Here is a 21,125-nt window from a genome sequence, read left to right as displayed (position 1 = left end):
AGTGTCCCGGATGCGCGGCAGTTGCTTATCCGGCATGTGCGAGTGTCGGGTCAGGATGATCCGTACAGGGGCGGGCGCTTGACCCATCCGAGTGACCCGCCCCGTACGCGCGGCTATTCCTTGCGCAGCCGGAACCAGTAGAAACCGTGTCCCGCCAGCGTCAGCAGGTACGGCCACTCGCCGATCGGCGGGAAGCGCACGTCACCCGTGAGCTCCACCGGGACCCGCCCGTTGAACGACTGCAGGTCGAGCTCGGTGGGCTGCGCGAAGCGCGAGAAGTTGTGCACGCACAGCACCTGGTCGTCCCCGAAATCGCGCAGGAACGCGAGCACGGCCGGGTTGGACGAGGGCAGCTCGGTGTACGAGCCGAGTCCGAAGGCGGGGTTCGCCTTGCGGATCTCGATCAGCCGGCGGGTCCAGTGCAGCAGCGAGGAGGGCGAAGCCGAGGCCGCCTCCACATTGGTGACCTGGTACCCGTAGACCGGGTCCATGATGACCGGCAGGTTCAGCCTGCCCGGATCGCACGAGGAGAAACCGGCGTTGCGGTCCGGGGTCCACTGCATCGGGGTGCGCACGCCGTCGCGGTCGCCCAGCCAGATGTTGTCGCCCATGCCGATCTCGTCGCCGTAGTAGAGGATCGGCGAGCCGGGCAGGGACAGCAGCAGGGCGGTGAACAGCTCGATCTGGTTGCGGTCGTTGTCCAGGAGCGGGGCGAGCCGGCGCCGGATGCCGATGTTGGCCCGCATCCGCGGGTCCTTGGCGTATTCGGCGTACATGTAGTCGCGCTCTTCGTCGGTGACCATTTCGAGGGTCAGCTCGTCGTGGTTGCGCAGGAAGATGCCCCACTGGCAGCGGTCCGGGATCGCCGGGGTCTTGGCCAGGATCTCGGAGACCGGGTAGCGGGACTCTCTTCGGACGGCCATGAAGATGCGCGGCATGACGGGGAAGTGGAAGGCCATGTGGCATTCGTCCCCGCCCTTCGCGTAGTCCCCGAAGTAGTCGACGACGTCCTCGGGCCACTGGTTGGCCTCGGCGAGCAGCACGGTGTCCGGGTAGTGCGCGTCGATCTCCGCCCGGACCCGCTTGAGGAGCTGGTGGGTGCGGGGCAGGTTCTCGCAGTTGGTGCCCTCCTCGGCGTAGAGGTAGGGCACGGCGTCGAGGCGGAAGCCGTCGATGCCGAGGTCGAGCCAGAAGCGCAGGGCGGAGACGATCTCCTCCACCACGGCCGGGTTCTCGTAGTTGAGGTCCGGCTGGTGGGAGAAGAAGCGGTGCCAGTAGTACTGCTTGCGCAGCGGGTCGTACGTCCAGTTCGAGGTCTCGGTGTCGACGAAGATGATGCGGGCGTCCTGGTACTGCTTGTCGTTGTCGGCCCACATGTAGTAGTCGCCGTACGGGCCCTCGGGGTCCTTGCGGGACTGCTGGAACCACTCGTGCTGGTCGCTCGTGTGGTTCATGACGAAGTCGATGATCACCCGCATGCCGCGCTGGTGTGCGGCGTCCACGAACTCCACGAAGTCGGCGAGGTCGCCGAACTCGGGGAGGACCGAGGTGTAGTCGGAGACGTCGTAGCCCCCGTCGCGGAGGGGTGAGGCGAAGAAGGGCGGCAGCCAGAGGCAGTCGACGCCGAGCCACTGGAGGTAGTCCAGCTTGGCGGTGAGCCCCTTGAGGTCCCCGACGCCGTCGCCGTTGCTGTCGTGGAAGGAGCGGACGAGGACCTCGTAGAAGACGGCCCGCTTGAACCAGTCGGGATCGCGGTCCTTGGCGGGGGTGTCCTCGAAGGTGTCGTGGACGGGATCGTTGATCATCATGTGGTGGGTGACCCTCCGGTGGGCGGGGACGGTCGCAGAGCGGCCAGTACGTGCGCGGGCGTGCGGCCCGGCTCTAGGCGCACGTAGTTCGCCCTGCCCCAGTGATAGGTCTCGCCGGTGAGCTCGTCGCGCACCGCGAGGGACCCGTGCCAGTCGAGGCCGAGTACCGGCATGTCCAACGAGACCGTCGCCTCCTGGGTGTGGTGCGGATCGAGGTTGACGACCACCAGTACGGAATTGGCTCCGGCGTGCTTCGAATAGGCGATCACCTGTTCGTTGTCGGTCGAATGGAAGTGCAGGTCGCGCAGCTGCTGGAGCGCGGGGTTCTGGCGCCGCACCCGGTTGAGGGTGGTGATCAGAGGGGCGATGGTGCGGCCCTCGCGCTCGGCGGCCGCCCAGTCGCGGGGGCGCAGCTCGTACTTCTCGGAGTTCAGGTACTCCTCGCTGCCCTCCTTGACCGCCTCGTTCTCGCAGAGCTCGTAGCCGGCGTAGACGCCCCAGGTGGGGGAGAGGGTGGCGGCGAGCACCGCGCGGACCTCGAAGGCGGGGCGGCCCCCGTGCTGGAGGTACGCGTGGAGGATGTCGGGGGTGTTGACGAAGAAGTTCGGCCGCATGACGCAGGCCGAGGGGGTGGCCGCGAGCTCGGTCAGGTACTCGGTGAGCTCGGCCTTGGTGTTGCGCCAGGTGAAGTACGTGTACGACTGCTGGAAGCCGACGGCGGCGAGCGCGCGCATCATCGCGGGCCGGGTGAAGGCCTCGGCCAGGAAGATCACGTCGGGGTCGGTCTTGTTGATGTCCGCGATCACCTTCTGCCAGAAGACGACCGGCTTGGTGTGCGGGTTGTCGACGCGGAAGATGCGGACCCCGTGCTCCATCCAGTACCGCAGGATCCGGCAGGTCTCCGCGACGATGCCGGGCATGTCGGTGTCGAAGTGGATCGGGTAGATGTCCTGGTACTTCTTCGGCGGGTTCTCCGCGTACGCGATCGTCCCGTCGGCGCGGTGGCGGAACCACTCCGGGTGCTTCTCCACCCAGGGGTGGTCGGGGGAGCACTGGAGGGCGAAGTCCAGGGCGATCTCCAGGTGCAGCTCGCGGGCGCGCGCCACGAAGGCGTCGAAGTCCTCGATCGTGCCGAGCTCGGGGTGGACGGCGTCGTGCCCGCCCTCGGTCGAGCCGATGGCCCAGGGCACACCGGGGTCCCAACTCCCTGCCGACAGCGTGTTGTTGGGACCCTTGCGGTGGGTGGACCCGATCGGGTGGATGGGCGGCAGGTAGACGACGTCGAAGCCCATCCCGGCGATCGCGGGCAGCCGCTCGGCGGCGGTGCGGAAGGTCCCGCTGACGGGGGTGCGCCCGGGCTCCACCACCGCGCCCTCGGAGCGCGGGAACATCTCGTACCAGGAGCCGAACAGGGCCCGCTTGCGCTCCACGACCAGCGGCAGCGGCTTGGAGGAGGTGACCAGCTCCCGGTAGGGGCGCCTGGCCAGCGCCGCGTCCACCGCGGGGTCGAGCGCGACCGCGTACCGCTCCGCGGCCGGCCGGTCCTCGTCCCGCATGATCTCCGCGGCGGCCAGCAGGGCCTGGCGGCCGTCGCGCTTGGGGATCCGGGAGCCGGCCCGCGCGTAGAGCTCCGCGCCCTCCAGCAGCACGAGCCCGGTGTCGATGCCCGCAGGGATCTTGATCGCGGCGTGGGAGCGCCAGGTGGCCACCGGGTCGCTCCAGGCCTCGACGGCGTACGTCCACCTCCCCTCGACGTCGGCGGACACCCGCGCCCCCCACCGGTCGGTGCCGGGGGCGAGCTCGCGCAGGGGCACGGGGGGCCGCAGCCGCCCGCTCGGATCTCTCAGGACGAGGTGGGCGGAGACCGCGTCGTGCCCCTCGCGGAACACGGTGGCGGAGATCTCGAAGACCTCGTCCACGACCGCCTTGGCGGGTCTGGTGCCGCAGTCGACGGCGGGGCGGACGTCCAGCACGGGAATGCGACCGATCATGATGGGATCACCTGGGGGCAGTTCGCAGGGCTCGGTGACAACAGGCCAACCGGTATCACGGCTGGTAGTGCACGCTCTGTTCGCTCTGTTTCTAGCCGCTCGGAAGACGGCTGGGCTGCGGGCATGGCCGCTCCTGTCCGCGTTCACTCGGGTGGCGGGGAGAGGGTTTGTAAGCGGGTGCGCCGTGCGTGTACGACGTGTACCCGGGGAGCCCTTCCCACTCTCGTCCGGCCCAATCCGCGCCGTCGGTCAACTACTCGTACGTAGGGCACGACTCGCCCAGGGACCCGGATCGACATCCGGAGCGGATGCGTCAACTGCGCCGGGGCCAAGGGGTGGGGAGAGGCGCACCACCCGTCCCACCAGCCACTCGGGCCCCTGTGGAGAGCGCCGTACGGGCCGCACGCGACCCAGTGGCCCGTCGTCGCGGGTGGTGGAATCGGCCAAGGGCGCGGGGCGAGGAGGCTGAAAACATATGGTCACAAAGGTCCCCGGCGGCGACGCCGGACCCGCCCGCCCCGTCCGCCCCCGGAGGGGCGCACGGGGCTCCCGCGAGGGTCACCCGTTCGCCTGTCGCGGGCGGAGAGGGCCCGGTTGACGCCGTCACGCCCCGGGGCGCGGGAGAGCGCTCCCCTTGACGCCCGGTACCCCCGGCGCACCGGCGGCGCCGTGGCCGCGGGCAGGGGTGCTCGCTAGCCTTCCGGGGGTGATGCGTGGACGCACAGCGTGGTGCGACCGCTCCGACCCGTCATCCCCTGCGAAGGTGGAACACGTGAAGGCTATCCGTCGATTCACCGTGCGCCCCGTCCTCCCGGAACCCCTGTCTCCGCTCGCCGACCTCGCGCGCAATCTGCGCTGGTCGTGGCATACCGAAACACGCGAACTCTTCCAATCCGTCGACCCCGAGGGCTGGCAGGCCGCCGGGGGCGACCCCGTCCGGCTGCTCGGCGCCGCCTCCGCGGCCCGCCTCGCCGAACTGGCCGCCGACCGCCGGTTCCTGCGGCGGCTCGCCGTCGTCGCCGCCGACCTCGACGACTACGTCAACGGCGGGAGGTGGTACCAGGCGCAGGAGTCCGAAGGCGCCCTGCCCACCGCCATCGCCTACTTCTCCCCCGAGTTCGGCATCACCGCCGCACTGCCCCAGTACTCCGGCGGCCTCGGCATCCTCGCCGGGGACCACCTGAAGGCCGCCAGTGACCTCGGCGTCCCGCTCATCGGCGTCGGCCTGCTCTACCGGCACGGCTACTTCCGGCAGTCGCTGTCCCGCGACGGCTGGCAGCAGGAGCACTACCCCGTACTCGACCCCGACGAGCTCCCGCTCGCCCTGCTCCGCGAGGGCGACGGCTCACCCGCCCGCGTCTCGCTGACCCTGCCCGGCGGGCGCGCCCTGCACGCCCACATCTGGCAGGCCCGCGTCGGCCGGGTGCCGCTGCTGCTCCTGGACTCCGACGTCGAGGACAACGACGCCGCGGCCCGCGAGGTGACCGACCGGCTCTACGGCGGCGGCAGCGACCACCGGCTGCTCCAGGAGATGCTGCTGGGCATCGGCGGCGTGCGCGCCGTCCGCCTGTACTGCGGGCTCACCGGCCACCCCGACCCCGAGGTCTTCCACACCAACGAGGGCCACGCCGGCTTCCTCGGACTCGAACGCATAAGGGAACTGGAGAGGGAGCAGGGGCTCGGCTTCGACGCCTCGGTGGAGGCGGTCCGCGCCGGGACCGTGTTCACCACACACACCCCCGTGCCCGCCGGGATCGACCGCTTCGAGCGGGCCCTGGTCGCCCGCCACTTCGGCGAGGGCGGGGAACTGCCCGGCCTGCCGGTCGAGCGGATCCTGGAGCTGGGCGCCGAGACCTATCCCGGGGGCGACCCCGGGGTGTTCAACATGGCCGTGATGGGACTGCGCCTGGCCCAGCGGGCCAACGGGGTGTCCACGCTGCACGGGGCCGTCAGCCGCGAGATGTTCGCCGGCCTGTGGCCCGGCTTCGACCCCGCCGACGTGCCCATCACCTCGGTGACCAACGGCGTGCACGCCCCGACCTGGGTGGCTCCGGAAGTCGTGCGGCTCGGCGCCCGCCAGATCGGCGCGGGCCGTACCGAGGACGCCCTGTCGGTGGGCGGCTCCGAGCGCTGGGACGCGGTCGCCGAGATCCCGGACCAGGACGTGTGGGACCTGCGGCGCGTGCTGCGGGAGCAGCTGGTGCAGGAGGTACGGGACCGGCTGCGGGCCTCGTGGCGCCAGCGCGGGGCCGCCGCGGCCGAACTCGGCTGGGTGGACTCCGTCCTCGACCCCGACGTGCTCACCATCGGCTTCGCCCGGCGCGTGCCCTCGTACAAGCGCCTCACGCTGATGCTGCGCGACCCGGACCGGCTGCGCAGGCTGCTGCTGGACCCGGACCGGCCGGTGCAGATCGTGGTGGCGGGCAAGGCGCATCCGGCCGACGACGGCGGGAAGCGGCTCGTGCAGGAGCTGGTGCGGTTCGCGGACGACCCGCGGGTGCGCCACCGGATCGTGTTCCTGCCCGACTACGGCATGGCCATGGCGCAGAAGCTCTACCCCGGCTGCGACGTCTGGCTGAACAACCCGCTGCGGCCGCTGGAGGCCTGCGGGACCAGCGGCATGAAGGCCGCGCTGAACGGCTGCCTCAACCTGTCCGTCCTGGACGGGTGGTGGGACGAGTGGTTCGAGCCGGACTTCGGCTGGGCCATCCCGACGGCGGACGGACTCGGCGCCGACGAGGACCGGCGCGACCACCTGGAGGCCGGCGCCCTCTACGAGTTGATCGAGAACCGCGTCGCGCCCCGCTTCTACGACCGGGCCGGCCGCAGCGGGCTTCCGGTGCGGTGGATCGAGATGGTCCGGCGCACCCTCGTCTCCCTGGGGCCGAAGGTGCTCGCGGGGCGGATGGTGCGGGAGTACGTCGAACGGCTCTACGCGCCGGCCGCGCTCGCGCACCGCACCCTCACCCCCGAGGCGGCGCGCGACCTCGCCTGGTGGAAGGGCCGGGTCCGGGCGGCCTGGCCGCGGGTGTCGGTCGAGCACGTGGAGGCGCTGGCCGCGGCTCCCGTGAACGGCACCGCCGAGCTGGGCGCCACGCTCACCCTGCGGGTGCAGGTGGCCCTGGACTCGCTCGCGCCCGAGGACGTGGAGGTGCAGGCCTTCGCCGGGCGGGTGGACGCCCAGGACGTGATCCGGGACGGGCGCAGCTTCCCGCTCAAGCCGGCCGCCGGGCCGGACCTGGACGGGCGCTGGGTGTACGAGGGCCCGCTCGCCCTCGACCGTACGGGGCCCTTCGGCTACACCGTCCGCGTCCTGCCCACGCACCCGCTGCTGGCCACCCCGGCCGAGCTGGGCCTGGTCGCGGCTCCGGTGGACACGGACGCGGGAGGCGGCGTACTGCTGCGCTGACGCCGCGGCGCCCATGGGACAGGGCCGCCCGGGGAGGTCTTCTCCCGGGCGGCCCCGTGTCTATCTGCTCAGCCGTCCTTCACAGCACCCTCGGTGAGGGTCAGAAGGTGAGCTTCCAGCTGTCGATCTTGCCGGTGTCGATGCTCGCGTTGTCGTTGACCCGGAGCTTCCAGACGCCCTGGGCCACCTCGGAGGAGGCGTCGACCGTGTAGGCCTTGACGATGTTGTCCGCGCTGCCACCGGAGCGGTTGTGCAGGTTGTACACGGTGCCGTCGGGGGCGACGAGGTCGACCTTCAGGTCACCGATGTAGGTGTGGACGATGTTGACGTCCACCTTGAGCGTGCTCGGCGCGTTGCCGGTGCGGTTCACGGTGATCGGCGACTCGACGGTCGCGTTGTCCGCGATCGCGTAGTCCGTGGTGTTCTCGAAGACGGTCTGCTGGCTCGTGCCGACCGTCCAAGTGAACGACGCGGTGCCGGTCTGGTTCTGCGAGTCCTTCACCGTCACGGTCACGTTGGACGTGCCCGCGGTGGTGGCCGTACCGGAGATCAGGCCGGTCGAGGCGTTGATCGACAGGCCGGCCGGGAGGCCGGTCGCCGAGTAGGTCAGGGCACCGGCGTTGGTGCTGGTGGCCTGGATCTGGAGGCTGACGGCGCTGCCCGTGACGGTGTTCTGGTTGCCCGGGTTGGTGACCGAGACGCCGACCTGGATGCGCGGGCCGACGTTGATGGCCGCCCAGGCGTTGGCCGCGTTGTTGTAGGTGGCCGAGCCGGCGCCGTAGAGGTCGGCGGCCGCCTGCAGGGTGGCCACACGGGCCGCCGCGTAGTCGGTGTTCGACCGGAACAGACCGGTGGTCAGCGCGCGGAACCAGATCTTCGAGGCGGCGTCGCGGCCGATCGCGGTGACCGGGAGACCGTCGGAGGTCGGCGAGTCGTAGCTCACGCCGTTGACGACCTTGGCGCCCGAGCCCTCGGAGGCCAGGTAGTACCAGTGGTTGGCCGGGCCCGAGGAGTAGTGGACGTCGATGGAGCCGATGCCCGAGTACCAGGCGTCCTTGGACGAGCCGTCCTTGCTGGGCTTGTCCATGTAGCGCAGCGGGGTGCCGTTGCCGCGGATGTCGATCTTCTCGCCGACGAGGTAGTCGCCGACGTCCTGCGGGTTGTTGGCGTAGAACTCGACGGCCGCCGCCATGATGTCGGAGGTCGCCTCGTTCAGACCGCCGGGCTCACCGGAGTAGCTCATGTTGCCGGTGACCGAGGTCAGGCCGTGGGTCATCTCGTGCGCGGCGACGTCGGTGGAGGTCAGCGGCTTGACGTTGCCGTCACCGTCTCCGTACGTCATGCAGAAGCAGCTGTCGCTCCAGAACGCGTTCACGTAGTTGTTGCCGTAGTGGACCCGGCTGTACGGGGCCACGCCGTCGTTGCGCAGGCCGTTGCGGCCGTGCACGTTCTTGTAGTAGTCCCACGTGACCGCGGCGCCGTAGTGCGCGTCGGCGCCGGCCGTCTCCAGGTTCTGCGGCGTGTTGTTGCCCCAGATGTCGTCCGGGCCGGAGAAGAGCGTGCCGGTGCCGGAGGTGCCGCGGTTGAGGTTGTAGGTCTTGTGCCCACCGCGGGCGGCGTCGGTCAGGTTCCAGGTGCTGCCCGACTGCGTGGAGCCCAGGGTGACCTGGCCGCTGTACATGGTGTTGCCGGTGCCGGTCTCGATGGCCTGCCACTCGGTGATCTTGGCGCCGGTCTTGGCGTCGGTGACCACGTGCAGCTCGTTCGGCGTGCCGTCGTGCTGGAGGCCGCCGACGACGGTCTCGAACGCGAGGACCGGGACGCCCGAGGCCGCCCAGATCACCTTACGGGCGCTCTTGGAGGCCTTGAGCTCCTTGGAGCCCTCGGCTCCGGCGGCGGCGACGGCCTGGCTCTCGGCGGCCGCGGGGGTGACCGAGGCCTCGGTGTCCGCGACCTTGATCGCGTGCTGGGTCGCCTTGGTCACGCTCTTGGTGACGCCGCCCTTGGCGTGGACCGTGAGGTCGCCGCCGAGGACCGGGAGTCCGTTGTAGGTGCGCTCGTACATCGTGTGCGTGGTGCCGTCGGCGTCCTGGACGACCTCGCGGACGACGAGCTGCTCGCCACTGCCCAGGCCGAGCGCCTTGGCGGCCTGTGCGGTGGTGGAGTTGGCCTCGGCGAGGAGCGTCGCACGCTCCGACGCGCTGAGGGTGCGGTTGGCCGCGCCCGGGTTGGACTTGACGGCCGTACGGGCCTCTGACGCGGTGGCGTCGGCGGTGGCGGTACCTGCCTGTATGCCTACGGCGAGCATGGCTGCCGCGGCAACGAGTGCGCCGGCCGCGGTGGCACGCCGCTGGGGGGTGGACCTCAACGCAGACTCCTTCTGCAAGGGGGGTTCCGGATGGCTGGGTAGGGCCTCCGGGCAGAACAGTGCTGGTGCGAAGAACGGTCGAAGATTGCCACTTGCGGAGCTGAATGTCAGGGCCGCGTCAAAGGATTGGCCGGAAATCGTTCGTTGTTCGAAGATACGTATCCGGTATGCGGACCATTCACCTTCGTGTGCGATAGGGGGCGTCCGGCATTCGGAAGCGCCCATACCGGTTGCTAACACTTGGGCAAAGAGAGGCCGTATTGCCCCGAACGGCATTTCCCGTACTGGTGTTTGTCGTACTGTTTGCCGGTGCGGCAGATGTTCGTTGCCTGGGGAAGCCATGGACACCCGCCACAGTCGTTGACCACGTGCCAGGGGGGCCCATGAGGCATGTCCATTTTCCTGCGCAAAGAGTGGCTCGTACCGCCGTGGGGTCCGCAGCGCCCGTGCGGCGCCTCGGGGACAAGGCCCGCTGGTACCGCCCGGCCGCCGTCGCCGCCGACTTCCTCGGGGCCGCCCTTCCGGTAGGGCTCGTCTTCGAGGCCGCGCAGCAGGTCAGGCCGCTCTTCTGCGCCCTCGCCGCCGCCGTGGCGTGGACCGGCGTGCAGGCGCTGCGCCGCCGGTACGCGTCCCGTGTGCTCGGGGAGTCCCGCGGAGTGCTGCCGGTCGTGCACGACTGGCTGATTCTGATCGGCGTACTGGCCGTGGCGCGCGTGGTGACCGAGGAGGACACCCCCCGGCTGTCGGCCCTCGGGGCCCTGCTGCCCGCCCTGCTGATCACCGTCGCCTGCCACAAGCTGACCTACCGTCACCTCTCGGCCGCCCGCCGCGAGGCCCAGGCCGTCAGCCGGGTCCTGGTCGTCGGCGAGCCCGACGCGGCCGAGGAGGTCATCGCCCACCTCTCCGCCCGCACCGACCACCCGTACGTGGTCGTCGGCGTGGTCCCGGTCGGCGGCGGGTCGCTCGTCAGTGGCGTGCCCGTCGCGGCCCGGCTCGACGCCGAGGCGCCCTCGGCCGCGGGCGGCGACGCCGCGGCCGTGCTCGGCGCCGTCGCCAGCCACCACGCCGACCTGGTGCTGGTGGCCCCGGGCGTGCGGATCGCGGGGGAGCGGCTGCGACGGGTCGCCTGGGCCCTGCACGACGCGGGGCTGGAACTCGCCGTCTTCACCGGGCTGGTGGAGGTCTCCGTCAAGCGGCTGGAGACCCTGTCCGCGGGCGGACTGGCCGTGCTGCGGGTCGCGCCCCCGGTCAGCCGCGGCGTGCAGACCCTGCTCAAGTCGGCCCTGGACCGGGTGGGGGCCGCGGCCGGGCTGCTGCTGCTCTCGCCGCTCTTCCTCGGCATCGTCGTGGCCATCCGCACCGGCTCGCGCGGCCCGGCGTTCTACCGCCAGCGGCGCATCGGCCGCGACGGGGTCTCCTTCGTCATGTGGAAGTTCCGCACCATGGTCGTGGACGCCGACGCGCGCAAGGAGGAGCTGAGCGGGGCGAACGAGAACGACGGCCTGATGTTCAAGATCCGCCGCGATCCCCGGGTGACCCGGGTGGGCCGGCTGCTGCGCCGCACCTCCCTGGACGAACTGCCGCAGCTGATCAACGTACTGACCGGCCACATGTCGCTGGTCGGCCCGCGTCCGCCGCTGCCCGAGGAGGTGGCGCGCTACGACGAGGTCGAGCTGCGCCGGCTCACCGTGCGGCCCGGGATGACGGGGCTGTGGCAGATCAGCGGGCGCTCCGACCTGTCCTGGGACGAAACGATTCAGCTGGACCTGCAGTACGTCGACAACTGGTCGTTCACCAGTGACGTCGACGTGATGGGCCGTACGCTCCGCGCCGTCGTCGACGGTCGCGGAGCCTACTGAGGGGGCCGTGGCCGCCCGTGCGTTCAGCTCTGCCCGCGCCACCACGCGTAGGTGGCGGCGACGCCCTCCCGCAGCGGGATGCCGGGCTTCCAGCCGAGCGAGGTCAGGCGGCCGACGTCCAGCAGCTTGCGCGGGGTCCCGTCCGGCTTGGAGGTGTCCCAGGCGAGGCGGCCGCGGAAGCCGGTGACCTCGGCGACGGTCTCGGCCAGCTCCTTGATGGTCAGGTCCTCGCCGCAGCCGATGTTGACGGGCTCGTCCCCGTCGTACGTCTCCAGCAGCACGGCGCAGGCGGCGGCCAGGTCGTCCACGTGCAGGAACTCCCGGCGCGGGGTGCCCGAACCCCACAGGGTGACCTCCTCGCGGCCCTCGGCGGCGGCCTCGTGGAAGCGCCGGATCAGGGCGGGCAGGACGTGCGAGGTCTCCAGGTCGAAGTTGTCGCCGGGACCGTAGAGGTTCGTGGGCATGGCCGAGATGTACGAGGCCCCGTACTGCCTGCGGTACGACTGGACCTGGACGATGCCGGCGATCTTCGCGAGGGCGTAGGCCTCGTTGGTCGGCTCCAGCGGGCCCGTCAGCAGGGCGTCCTCGCGGATGGGCTGCGGGGCGAGCTTGGGGTAGATGCAGGAGGAGCCGAGGAACAGCAGCCGGCCCACGCCGGCGGCGTGCGCGCCGCCGATCACGCTGAGCTGGATCTGCAGGTTCTCCTCCAGGAACTGCACCGGGTAGGTGCTGTTGGCCATGATCCCGCCGACCTTGGCGGCGGCCAGCACGACGGCGTCCGGGCGCACGTCCTTCAGGTACGCGGCGGTCGCGGCGGCGTCGCGCAGATCGAGGTCGGCGCGGCCCCGGGTGAGCACCTCGTGGCCGTCGGCGGTCAGCCGCCGGGCGACCGCGGACCCCACGAGGCCGCGGTGGCCCGCGACGAAGACGCGGGCGTTCGGGGGCAGGAGCGGCAGCGAACTTGTCATACCGCCGATGATGCCAGTCCGCTCCCGCGGTGGACGCGGCAGTCCGGGCGCAGCGGGCCGGGCACGGGCGGGCGCGACCCCGCCCGGGGGTCCGGGGCCGGACCCGGGCGGGCCCGGCGTGTACGGTACGCATCCGGCCCACGGGCCGTCACGGGCGCGCAGGGGAAGCGCGCCCGGCACCACGAACAACGCATCCCAGGGGGACCCGTATGGGCAAGACCGCACTCATCACCGGCGTCACCGGGCAGGACGGCTCGTACCTCGCCGAGCTCCTGCTCTCCAAGGGCTACACGGTGCACGGGCTCGTGCGGCGGTCCTCCAGCTTCAACACGGAGCGCGTCGACCACATTTACCAGGACCCGCAGACCGAGAACCGGTCCTTCGTCCTGCACCACGCCGACCTGTCCGACGGCGTGGCCCTGGTGAACCTGCTGCGCGAGATACGCCCCGACGAGGTCTACAACCTCGGCGCCCAGTCGCATGTGCGGGTGTCCTTCGACGCCCCGCTGTACACCGGTGACGTCACCGGCCTCGGCGCGCTGCGGCTGCTGGAGGCCATCCGGGCCAGCGGTGTCGACACCCGCATCTACCAGGCGTCCTCCTCCGAGATGTTCGGCGCCACCCCGCCCCCGCAGAACGAGGGCACCCCGTTCCACCCGCGCAGCCCGTACGGCGCCGCGAAGGTCTTCGCGTACTGGACCACGGTGAACTACCGTGAGGCGTACGGCATGTTCGCCGTCAACGGGATCCTTTTCAACCACGAGTCCCCGCGCCGCGGCGAGACCTTCGTGACCCGCAAGATCACCCGCGCGGTCGCCCGCATCAAGGCCGGTCTCCAGGAACACCTGTACCTCGGCAACCTCGACGCGGTGCGGGACTGGGGCTACGCGCCGGAGTACGTGGACGCCATGTGGCGGATGCTCCAGCAGGACGAGCCCACCGACTACGTCGTCGCCACCGGAGTGGCCGCCACCGTCCGCGAGTTCGTCGAGTCCTCCTTCGGCCACGCCGGTCTCGACTGGACCGAGCACGTGCGCTACGACCCCAAGTACGAGCGCCCCAGCGAGGTCGACGCCCTCATCGGCGACGCCTCCAAGGCCCATGAGCTGCTCGGCTGGAAGCCGACGGTCCTGGTGGCGGAACTGGCCCGGATCATGGTGGACGCCGACATCCGCCAGGTGCAGGACCAACTGGCGGGCGTGACGGTCCGTATCGACCGCTGAGGGCTTATATTTCCCCTACGATTGGCCGTGTCCGGCCATGTCCGCAGGTCCCTGTGGGTGTGGCCGGGGTAAACCTGCCGTATGTCCGTAGTGCGCCCCTCCGCGGCGAGCCGTTGATTCCAAGTTGGTATGCAATGGGTCAAGGGAGGTGACGGGTCCTCGCGTGAGCCCTAGTCTGCGCCAGTACATATGGCTGTTCGGATAGTTCCAGCCATCAAACCGGGCAATTGCCCTGGGGGGCTCATGCGTAGATCCAGAGGGCTGACTGCTGCCCTCGTCCTGTCACTGGCCGGTGCCGGCACCGGTATAGGCCTGGTGTTGATGCCTCAGGCGTCCGCCATCACGCCGCCGGTGGCATTCACCGCCGACGAACTGCCCACCTGGCAGACGAACGGCGTGGTCTGGGCGATGGCCCAGGCGAACGGCACCGTCTTCGCCGGCGGTACCTTCTCCGCCGTGCGCCCGCCCGAGGGCGCGGCCGGCGCCGAGCAGGAAGCCGTGAACTTCGTCGCGCTCGACGCCGCGACGGGCAACCCCACCTCCTGCAAGCTCGCCTTCACCATCGGCGACGGCACCGCGACCGTGCGGTCGCTGGCGGTCTCGAAGGACCAGAAGACCCTCTACGCGGGCGGCTCCTTCGGCGCCGTCAACGGCACCCCGGTCTCCAACGTCGCGGCCATCGACATCGCGGCCTGCACCCCCAGGGCGTCGTTCCACCCGGGCTTCTCCGCCACCGTGCGCGCGCTCGCCGTCACCGACGACACCCTGTACGCGGGCGGCGACTTCCCCACCGTCCAGGGCCAGACCCGCGAGCGGTTCGCCGCGGTGGACGCCACCTCCGGTGACCTCAAGCCCTTCGTCGCCAACGTCGACGAGCCGGGCCGCGCCGTCGAGGTGACCCCCGACGGCAAGAACGTGCTGCTCGGCGGTGACTTCTTCACCGTCAACGGCAAGACCAGCCACGCGCTGGCCGTGGTCAACGCCTCCACCGGCGCGCTCACCAAGGCCTACACCAACATCCCGTCGAACTCGGTCGTCAAGGACATCTCCACCGACGACACCGGCTTCTACACGGGCAACGAGGGCTCCGGCGGCGGTGTCTTCGACGGCCGCATCGGCCTGAACCTCAGCGACTTCAACGAGAAGTGGCGCGACCGCTGCCTCGGCGCCACCCAGTTCGTCCTGCCGTACCAGGGAGTGCTCTACAGCTCCTCGCACGCGCACGACTGCTCCACGGAGCTGGAGTTCCCCGACGGCAAGCGCAACTTCCTGCTCGCCCAGCCGACCAACCACGAAGGCGCCGCCCCCGCGCCCGTGGACGGTTTCGTGCGCGGCCCGGGCAAGCTCGGCTGGCACCCCACCGCCAACGACGGTGCCATGGCCGACATCGAGGGCATCGGTCCGCGCGTCATGGCCGTGGCCGAGAAGAACGACGTGAAGTACATGTGGGTGGGCGGTGAGTTCACCCTCATCAACGGAAAGACGCAGTGGGGCCTGACCCGCTTCGCCTCCACCGGTGACGTCGGCGCCCCGACCACCCCGGTGGCCAGCGCCGCGAGCGTCAAGCCCGGCGAGGCCCAGGTCCGCTGGCGCACCAGCTACGACGCGGACGACAGCAAGCTCACCTACCGCATCTACCGCAACGGCTCGGCGACCCCGGTGGCCACCGTCACGGCGAGCTCGCTGGAGTGGGAGCGCCCGCAGGCCTCCTGGACCGACACCACCGTCAAGCCCGGCCAGACCTACACCTACCGGGTGACCGCGACCGACGACGCCGGCAACACCAGCGCCCTGTCGGCCAACGCCTCGGTGACCGTCCCGGCCTCGGTCCAGTCCTACCCGAACCAGGTCCGCGCCGACGGCGCCCAGCTGTACTGGCGCTACGACGACACGGTCAGCCCGTACACCGCCGACTCCTCGGTGTCGGGCAACACCAGCGGCATCCAGCTCAACGCCCCGGCCCTGCGCCAGACGCCCGGCGCCGTCTCCGGCACCAGCACGGCGATGGGCTTCAACGGGACGAGCCAGCAGGTCTACAGCGACCACCGCCAGACGGTCGGCAGCACCTACACCATCGAGACCTGGTTCAAGACGAACACCACCCGCGGCGGCAAGCTGATCGGCTTCGGCAACAACACCGCCCGCTCCAGCGGCTCGTACGACCGTCACCTGTACATGACCAACACCGGCCGGCTCGCCTTCGGTGTCTACAACGGCTCGGCCAAGGCCGTCACCACCGGTCTGTTCGACACGTACAACGACAACAAGTGGCACCACGTGGTCGGCACCCAGGGCCCCGCCGGCATCACGCTGTACGTCGACGGCCAGAACAAGGGCACGCTGAACGCCGGCAGCAACACCACCTACGCGGGCTTCTGGCACGCCGGTGGCGACAACCTCTCCGGCTGGCCGAACCGCCCCACGAGCAACTTCTTCGCCGGGCAGCTCGACGAGACGGCCGTCTACCCGACGGCGCTCACCCAGGCCCAGGTCAAGAGCCACTTCGACCTGGCCAACGCCCCCACCGACACGGTCTCCGCGGTCAAGGCGACCGAGGACACCTACATCAACCAGGGCGCCCCGAGCACCGCCTACGGCACGTCGACCTCGCTCGCCGTGCGCGGCACCTCGGCGTACGAGTCGTACCTGCGCTTCACCCTGCCGGCCGCTCCGGCCGGCCAGGTCCTGAAGTCGGCGACGCTGCAGTTCAAGACGACCACGCAGACGGGCGCCGGCACCGCCGACACCGTGTCCGTGGTCCCGGTCACCGGCACCTGGAGCGGGGCGGGCACGACCTTCAACACCAAGCCCACGCTCGGCACCACCCCGCTCGGCAGCATCACGGGCGTCCCGGACGGCTCGGCGATCCACAACGTGGAGCTGGACACCACCGCGCTCTCCGCGGTGCTGGGCAGCAGCTACAGCCTGGGCCTGACGAGCACGGGCACCGACCCGCTGTGGCTCTGGTCCTCGGAGTCCACCGCGGCGGAGGGCGCTCCGCAGCTGGTCCTCACCTTCGGCGTGAAGTAGCGACACCGAAGCAACCGCCCGACGGCGTGCGGGGCCCGGCTCTCACCGGCCGGGCCCCGCACCCCTGTCCCACCCCCAGTAAGTACGGGAGCCATCCGATGTACCGACGCTCCGCAGCGGCTGCTGTCCTGCTGACCGCCGCCCTCACGCTCACCGCCTGCAGTTCGGGCGGGGACAAGGCCGACTCCGGCGCGAAGGCGAAGCCCCCGGCCTCCTCGGCGGCCCCCGACCCGGCGGACACCCCGGCGCCGTCCGCCGACCCCGACGCCAAGCCGACGGGGCCCGTCCTGCCCGACGCGAAGCTCACCCCGAAGACGGGCAGTTTCACGGCGCAGGAGAAGAAGTACCTCAGCGGCCGGGTCCCCGAGAAGATGGACCCCGCGGCCGTCCTGCAAAGCGGCCAGGAGGCCTGCCAGCGGGTGGAGCGCACGGCGAAGCGCGACAAGGACGCGGCGACCGGAGCGGTCATCGCCGGGGAGATCCCCGGCGCGAAGGACGCCATCACCTTCCTGTGCCCGGAGCAGAAGCCGATCCTCGCGGCGGCCGAGAAGGGCTTCCGGGAGGGCTCCCGCCCGTCGCCGGCGGCCGGCACCTACCGGGCCCTGACCCAGGCCACGAACTGCACGTGGGAGGCGCGGGGCAAGGACGGCGCCGCCCTCGCGTCCGGTCCGCAGATCCCGCCCAAGGCGGGCGAGCCGATCACGGCGCAGATCCCGGCGGGCACGGCGGAGTTCACCTCCACCGGCTGCTACGCCTGGGTGCCCGCGTAGGGCCGCCACCGCCTTACGAGAACGCCCCCGGGGCCGGACTGCCGGTCCCCGGGGGCGTTTTCGCGTGCCGGGGCGGGGTACCCGCGTCAAGACACGACGACACACCGGCAAGCGGAGGCGATCCTATGAGTGGCCTGGGCGGTTGCATCGGCCTGATCGTGGTGGGGGCCATCCTGACCTTCGCCACCGACTGGGAGATGAGCAGCGTCGACCTCGACCTGGTCGGCCTCATCATGATGGCGGCGGGGGCCATCGGCCTCGCCGTGTACACCAGCGTCCTCAAGCGCCGCCGCGCGGCGGGCGCCATCCCGGTGGTGGAGGAACGGCCCCGGGACGTCATCTAGGCGCGCCCCCGCGCGCATCAGGCCGGTCGGGCCCGTCAGGCCGGTCCGTGCGCGGCGGCCGCCGCCTCGTACACCGGGAGCAGGGTGTCCAGGACGGCGTCCATCGAGAAGGAGCCGGCGGCCAGTTCGCGCGCCGCGCGCGAGGCCGCCGCGTTGGCCGCCGGGTCCAGCAGGGCCAGGACGGCCGCCGCGACGCCCGCCGGGCCGGACTCGACCGCGTGCCCCGCGCCCGCCGCGCCGACGTCGCGGGCCAGGCCGTTGGAGTGCGTCACCACCGACGGGACGCCCACCGCGAGGGCCTCCAGGACCGACATCGGGAACGGCTCGTCCACGGAGGGCAGGACGTAGACGTGCGCCCGCCGCAGCTCGGAGAGCACCTGCGCACTCGACAGGGCGCCCGGGACGGTGAAGTGCGACGAGAGGCCCAGCGCCGTGACGCGGGCCCGCACGGCCGCCGCCTCGCCCTCGTCCGGGCCCGCCACCACGAAGTGCGCGTCCGGGTGCGCCGCGAGGACCGCCGGGGCCGCGTCGACGAAGTCCACGGGCCGCTTGCGGGCCTGGAGCCGCGCCGAGTACAGGATGCGCGGCGGACCGCTCAGCGCGGGCCGCTCCTCCTGCGCCGGGGTTCCGTTGACCAGGCGCACGGTCCGCGGGAGGGGCGCGCCGACCACCGCGTCCAGGCCCTCGCGCTCGTGCGGCGTCAGGTACAGCACCGCGTCCGCGCCGCGCAGCAGCCGGCGTACCGCCACCGCGTCCAGCACCTTGGCCAGCAGCTTCTCGCTCGGGTCCACCATGCCGTGGGTCTGGAGCACCAGCGGCTTGCCCGCCCGCAGCGCGGCCAGGGCCACCGGCAGGGTCACCAGGTCGCGCGCCAGGTGGACGTGCACGACGTCGGCGTCCCGCACCAGGCGGCCGGCCGAGGCCAGCAGCGCCGGCGAGGTCATCCCGCTGAAGCCGAGGGGGAGCAGGCGGCGGGCCGGGAACAGCTTCGCCGGGACGCCCTCCACCTCGGCGGGCCACTGCTCGAAACCCTCGCCCAGCGCCAGCAGCCGCGCCTCGTGGCCCCGGGCCCGCAGGCCCTTCGACAGGTTCAGCGCGACCCGGACCGGGCCGCCGAAGGCGTGGGAGGGGGAGTGCAGCGTGACGGCGTGCAGGACTCTCAAGGCGCTCACTTGGGCTCCTCCACCGGGCGGCGCCGGCCGTCCCCCGTCTGCAGGGTCAGTTCGGGCAGGTCCTTGTGGACCACCGCGCCCGCGCCCGCCACCGCGCAGCGGCCCACGGTGACCCCGGCCAGCACGGTCGCCCGTACGGCCACCCACGCGCCGTCCTCGACGGTGATCGGCGCGTTGCGGTAACGGAAGTCGGCGGCCCGGTGGTCGTGCGAGCCGGTGCACAGCATGGCCTCCTGCGAGAGGCACACGTGCGAACCGATCGTCACCGGCTCCAGGTTCAGCAGCCAGGCGCCCTCACCGATCCAGGTGTGGTCCCCGACGGTGAGTTTCCACGGCCACAGCACCCGCACCCGGTGCCGGATCAGCACGCCCTCCCCGATCCGCGCCCCGAAGGCGCGCAGCAGCGCCACCCGCAGCCGCGGCGGACAGAACCAGCTCATGAACAGCGTGTTCATCACGGCGAACCAGAGCGCCTGCGTCAGCAGCCCGCGCCCCTTGTCGTATCCGGCCAGCGTGAAGGCAGGAAGGTCACGCACCTGAAGCCCCGATCGTCCAACCACCCCCGGACGCCGCCGGGGGACCCCCACCGGCGCCTCCCCGGGCGCCGCCCGCTCAGACTAGACTGCGCGCGAGTCAGGCACATGGGGTGGGGGCGGCAGTGGCAACGGACATACGCAAGCCCTCCGTCGCACCCCCGCCGCCGCTCGTCGGGGACGAGGCGCAGTGGGGCCGGGTCACCACCCCGCGCACCCTGCTCTCGCGGGCGCTGTCCGTCCCGCTCGTCCTCGGATTCACCGTCTTCCTGCCGCTGTTCGTCGCCGCCCAGACCGGCGCGGGCCGGCGCGACGCGGCCTTCTGGCTCCAGCTCCTGCTCACCATGTACGCGGGCGCCCGGCTCTCCGCGATGGTGCTCACCAGCCGCCGCAAGCTGCTCCAGGGCTCGTTCTGGCTGTTCGTCTACATGGCCATGGGCGTGGCCCCGCTCGCGCAGGCCGTCCTCGGTCAGGTCCCCACCCCCGTCGTCGGCCCCCGCTCCGACCTGACCGTCGCCATCGGCCTGGTGCTCCTGGGATGCACGGCCTACGACGTCGGCGTCCTGCTCGCCCGGCACCGGCCGGCCGGCCGCGCGGGCGGCTCCCAGAAGGAGCCGCGCCCGCTCATGGCCCACCGGCGGCGCCTCCAGCTGCTGACCGCACTGGCGTTCCTGTGCAGCGCCGCCTTCGTGATGAAGCTCGGCGGTCCGGCGGTCTTCTTCTCCAGCCGCCAGGAGATCATCGCGGGCATCGAGGAGGCGGGCGTCTCCAACGGCGACGGCCAGGCCGGGCAGGCCCTGCTGCGCGGCTTCGGCACCGTACCGGCGCTGCTCGCCCTGCTGCTCTACACGCGCTGGCTGATCACCTCGAAGTTCGCCCGCCGCAAGGTGTCGATCATCGTGACCTGGTCGGCGCTGGCCGCCCTGAACCTCGTGGTCAACAACCCGATCTCGAACCCGCGCTACTGGTTCCTGACGGTCATGTTCGCGCTGCTGTTCACCGTCTTCCCGGTGAGCGCCGCGATGTACCGGGTGGCGCTGTCCATGGCCGTGGTCGTCGCCCTCCTCGTCTTCCCCTTCGCGGACCGCTTCCGCTACGACGAGAAGAACTACAAGCCGGTCGAGACGACGTCCTTCCTGGAGCCGATGGCCCTCAAGGACTACGACCAGATCGGCATGTTCGCGAACACCATCACCTTCTCGAACTCCGGCCCCGGCCACTCCTACGGCCGCCAGCTCGCCGGATCGGTCTTCTTCGCGGTGCCGCGCTCGATGTGGCCGGGCAAGGCGCGCGACACGGGCGTGATGGTCGGTCAGTGGATGGGCACGGTCAACACCAACCTCTCCTCCCCGATCTGGGCGGAGCTGTGGATCGACTTCGGTCCGCTGGGCATGGGCGCCGGACTGCTGGGCATGGGCTACGCCTCGGCCCGCGTCGACCGGCGCTACGCGAAGCGCGCGACCCGCCGCAGCCCGCCCGGGAGCCTGATCTCGGTCGTGGTCCCGCTGGTCGCGGGCTACTCCTTCATCCTGCTGCGCGGGCCCCTGCTCCAGGCCTCGGGCCGCGTCGCGATCGCCGCGCTGTGCCTGGCGCTGGTGGCGACCTACCGCCAGGACCGGGCCACGACCCTGCGCTGAGGAGTCCTCCCGG

The 21,125-nt window shown here is 71.4% G+C and carries 13 protein-coding genes; 7 read left to right on the top strand and 6 right to left on the bottom strand.

The window, feature by feature from the left end; all coding sequences use genetic code 11:
- Nucleotides 1-113: 113 nt before the first annotated feature.
- The gene (treS, locus tag ACF059_RS01325; RefSeq protein WP_360888609.1) at nt 114-1,808 is read right to left on the bottom strand and encodes a maltose alpha-D-glucosyltransferase; all 1,695 of its coding nucleotides are present in this window, start codon (nt 1,806-1,808) and stop codon (nt 114-116) included.
- A complete protein-coding gene (locus ACF059_RS01320) occupies nt 1,805-3,799 on the bottom strand; it encodes a maltotransferase domain-containing protein (RefSeq protein ID WP_392049923.1) in 1,995 nt (664 codons plus the stop codon). Before ACF059_RS01320 ends, treS begins: the two co-directional genes overlap by 4 nt.
- A gap of 772 nt (nt 3,800-4,571) precedes the next feature.
- On the opposite strand from ACF059_RS01320, the gene glgP reads away from it, so the two are divergent.
- Nucleotides 4,572-7,208 carry an alpha-glucan family phosphorylase gene (gene glgP / locus ACF059_RS01315; RefSeq protein ID WP_392049920.1) on the top strand — a complete coding sequence of 879 codons (2,637 nt, stop codon included), beginning with the start codon at nt 4,572-4,574 and terminating at the stop codon, nt 7,206-7,208.
- A 100-nt stretch (nt 7,209-7,308) separates the two neighbouring features.
- Here the strand turns inward: glgP and ACF059_RS01310 are convergent, their stop codons facing one another.
- A complete protein-coding gene (locus tag ACF059_RS01310; RefSeq protein WP_392052969.1) occupies nt 7,309-9,516 on the bottom strand; it encodes a M4 family metallopeptidase in 2,208 nt (735 codons plus the stop codon).
- A 443-nt stretch (nt 9,517-9,959) separates the two neighbouring features.
- Here ACF059_RS01310 and ACF059_RS01305 point away from each other — a divergent pair, with 443 nt between their 5' ends.
- On the top strand, nt 9,960-11,435 hold the full coding sequence (locus ACF059_RS01305) for a sugar transferase (RefSeq protein WP_392049918.1): 1,476 nt from the start codon (nt 9,960-9,962) through the stop codon (nt 11,433-11,435).
- A 23-nt stretch (nt 11,436-11,458) separates the two neighbouring features.
- On the opposite strand, the gene ACF059_RS01300 is transcribed toward ACF059_RS01305, so the two are convergent.
- Nucleotides 11,459-12,403, bottom strand: coding sequence for a GDP-L-fucose synthase family protein (locus ACF059_RS01300; protein WP_392049914.1), 945 nt, complete (start codon nt 12,401-12,403; stop codon nt 11,459-11,461).
- A gap of 209 nt (nt 12,404-12,612) precedes the next feature.
- Here ACF059_RS01300 and gmd point away from each other — a divergent pair, with 209 nt between their 5' ends.
- The 4 genes from gmd (at nt 12,613) to ACF059_RS01280 (ending at nt 17,770) form a co-directional block, all read left to right on the top strand.
- Entirely contained in the window at nt 12,613-13,626 is a 1,014-nt protein-coding gene (gene gmd / locus ACF059_RS01295; protein ID WP_392049912.1) for a GDP-mannose 4,6-dehydratase, read from the top strand.
- A 243-nt stretch (nt 13,627-13,869) separates the two neighbouring features.
- Nucleotides 13,870-16,656, top strand: a complete 2,787-nt coding sequence (locus ACF059_RS01290; RefSeq protein ID WP_392049909.1) for a DNRLRE domain-containing protein — start codon at nt 13,870-13,872, stop codon at nt 16,654-16,656.
- 98 nt (nt 16,657-16,754) lie between these two features.
- The gene (locus ACF059_RS01285; RefSeq protein WP_392049906.1) at nt 16,755-17,426 is read left to right on the top strand and encodes a hypothetical protein; all 672 of its coding nucleotides are present in this window, start codon (nt 16,755-16,757) and stop codon (nt 17,424-17,426) included.
- Between the two features lie 125 nt (nt 17,427-17,551).
- Nucleotides 17,552-17,770: a DUF6458 family protein gene (locus tag ACF059_RS01280; protein ID WP_392049903.1), complete on the top strand. Its 219-nt coding sequence runs from the start codon at nt 17,552-17,554 to the stop codon at nt 17,768-17,770.
- Between the two features lie 35 nt (nt 17,771-17,805).
- On the opposite strand, the gene ACF059_RS01275 is transcribed toward ACF059_RS01280, so the two are convergent.
- Complete coding sequence (locus ACF059_RS01275; protein ID WP_392052966.1) at nt 17,806-18,933, bottom strand: glycosyltransferase; 1,128 nt, start codon at nt 18,931-18,933, stop codon at nt 17,806-17,808.
- 5 nt (nt 18,934-18,938) lie between these two features.
- Nucleotides 18,939-19,478, bottom strand: coding sequence for a WcaF family extracellular polysaccharide biosynthesis acetyltransferase (locus ACF059_RS01270; protein WP_361945604.1), 540 nt, complete (start codon nt 19,476-19,478; stop codon nt 18,939-18,941).
- Between the two features lie 122 nt (nt 19,479-19,600).
- On the opposite strand from ACF059_RS01270, the gene ACF059_RS01265 reads away from it, so the two are divergent.
- Nucleotides 19,601-21,112 (top strand): hypothetical protein, encoded by a 1,512-nt coding sequence (locus ACF059_RS01265; protein ID WP_392049900.1) that lies wholly within the window; start codon nt 19,601-19,603, stop codon nt 21,110-21,112.
- Nucleotides 21,113-21,125 lie beyond the last annotated feature (13 nt).

Origin of the sequence: Streptomyces sp. NPDC016562 (assembly GCF_043076955.1) — a bacterium.
Lineage (GTDB): Bacteria > Actinomycetota > Actinomycetes > Streptomycetales > Streptomycetaceae > Streptomyces.
The sequence above is the reverse complement of the archived record's forward strand: the minus strand, read 5'-3'. Positions and strand labels throughout refer to the sequence as shown.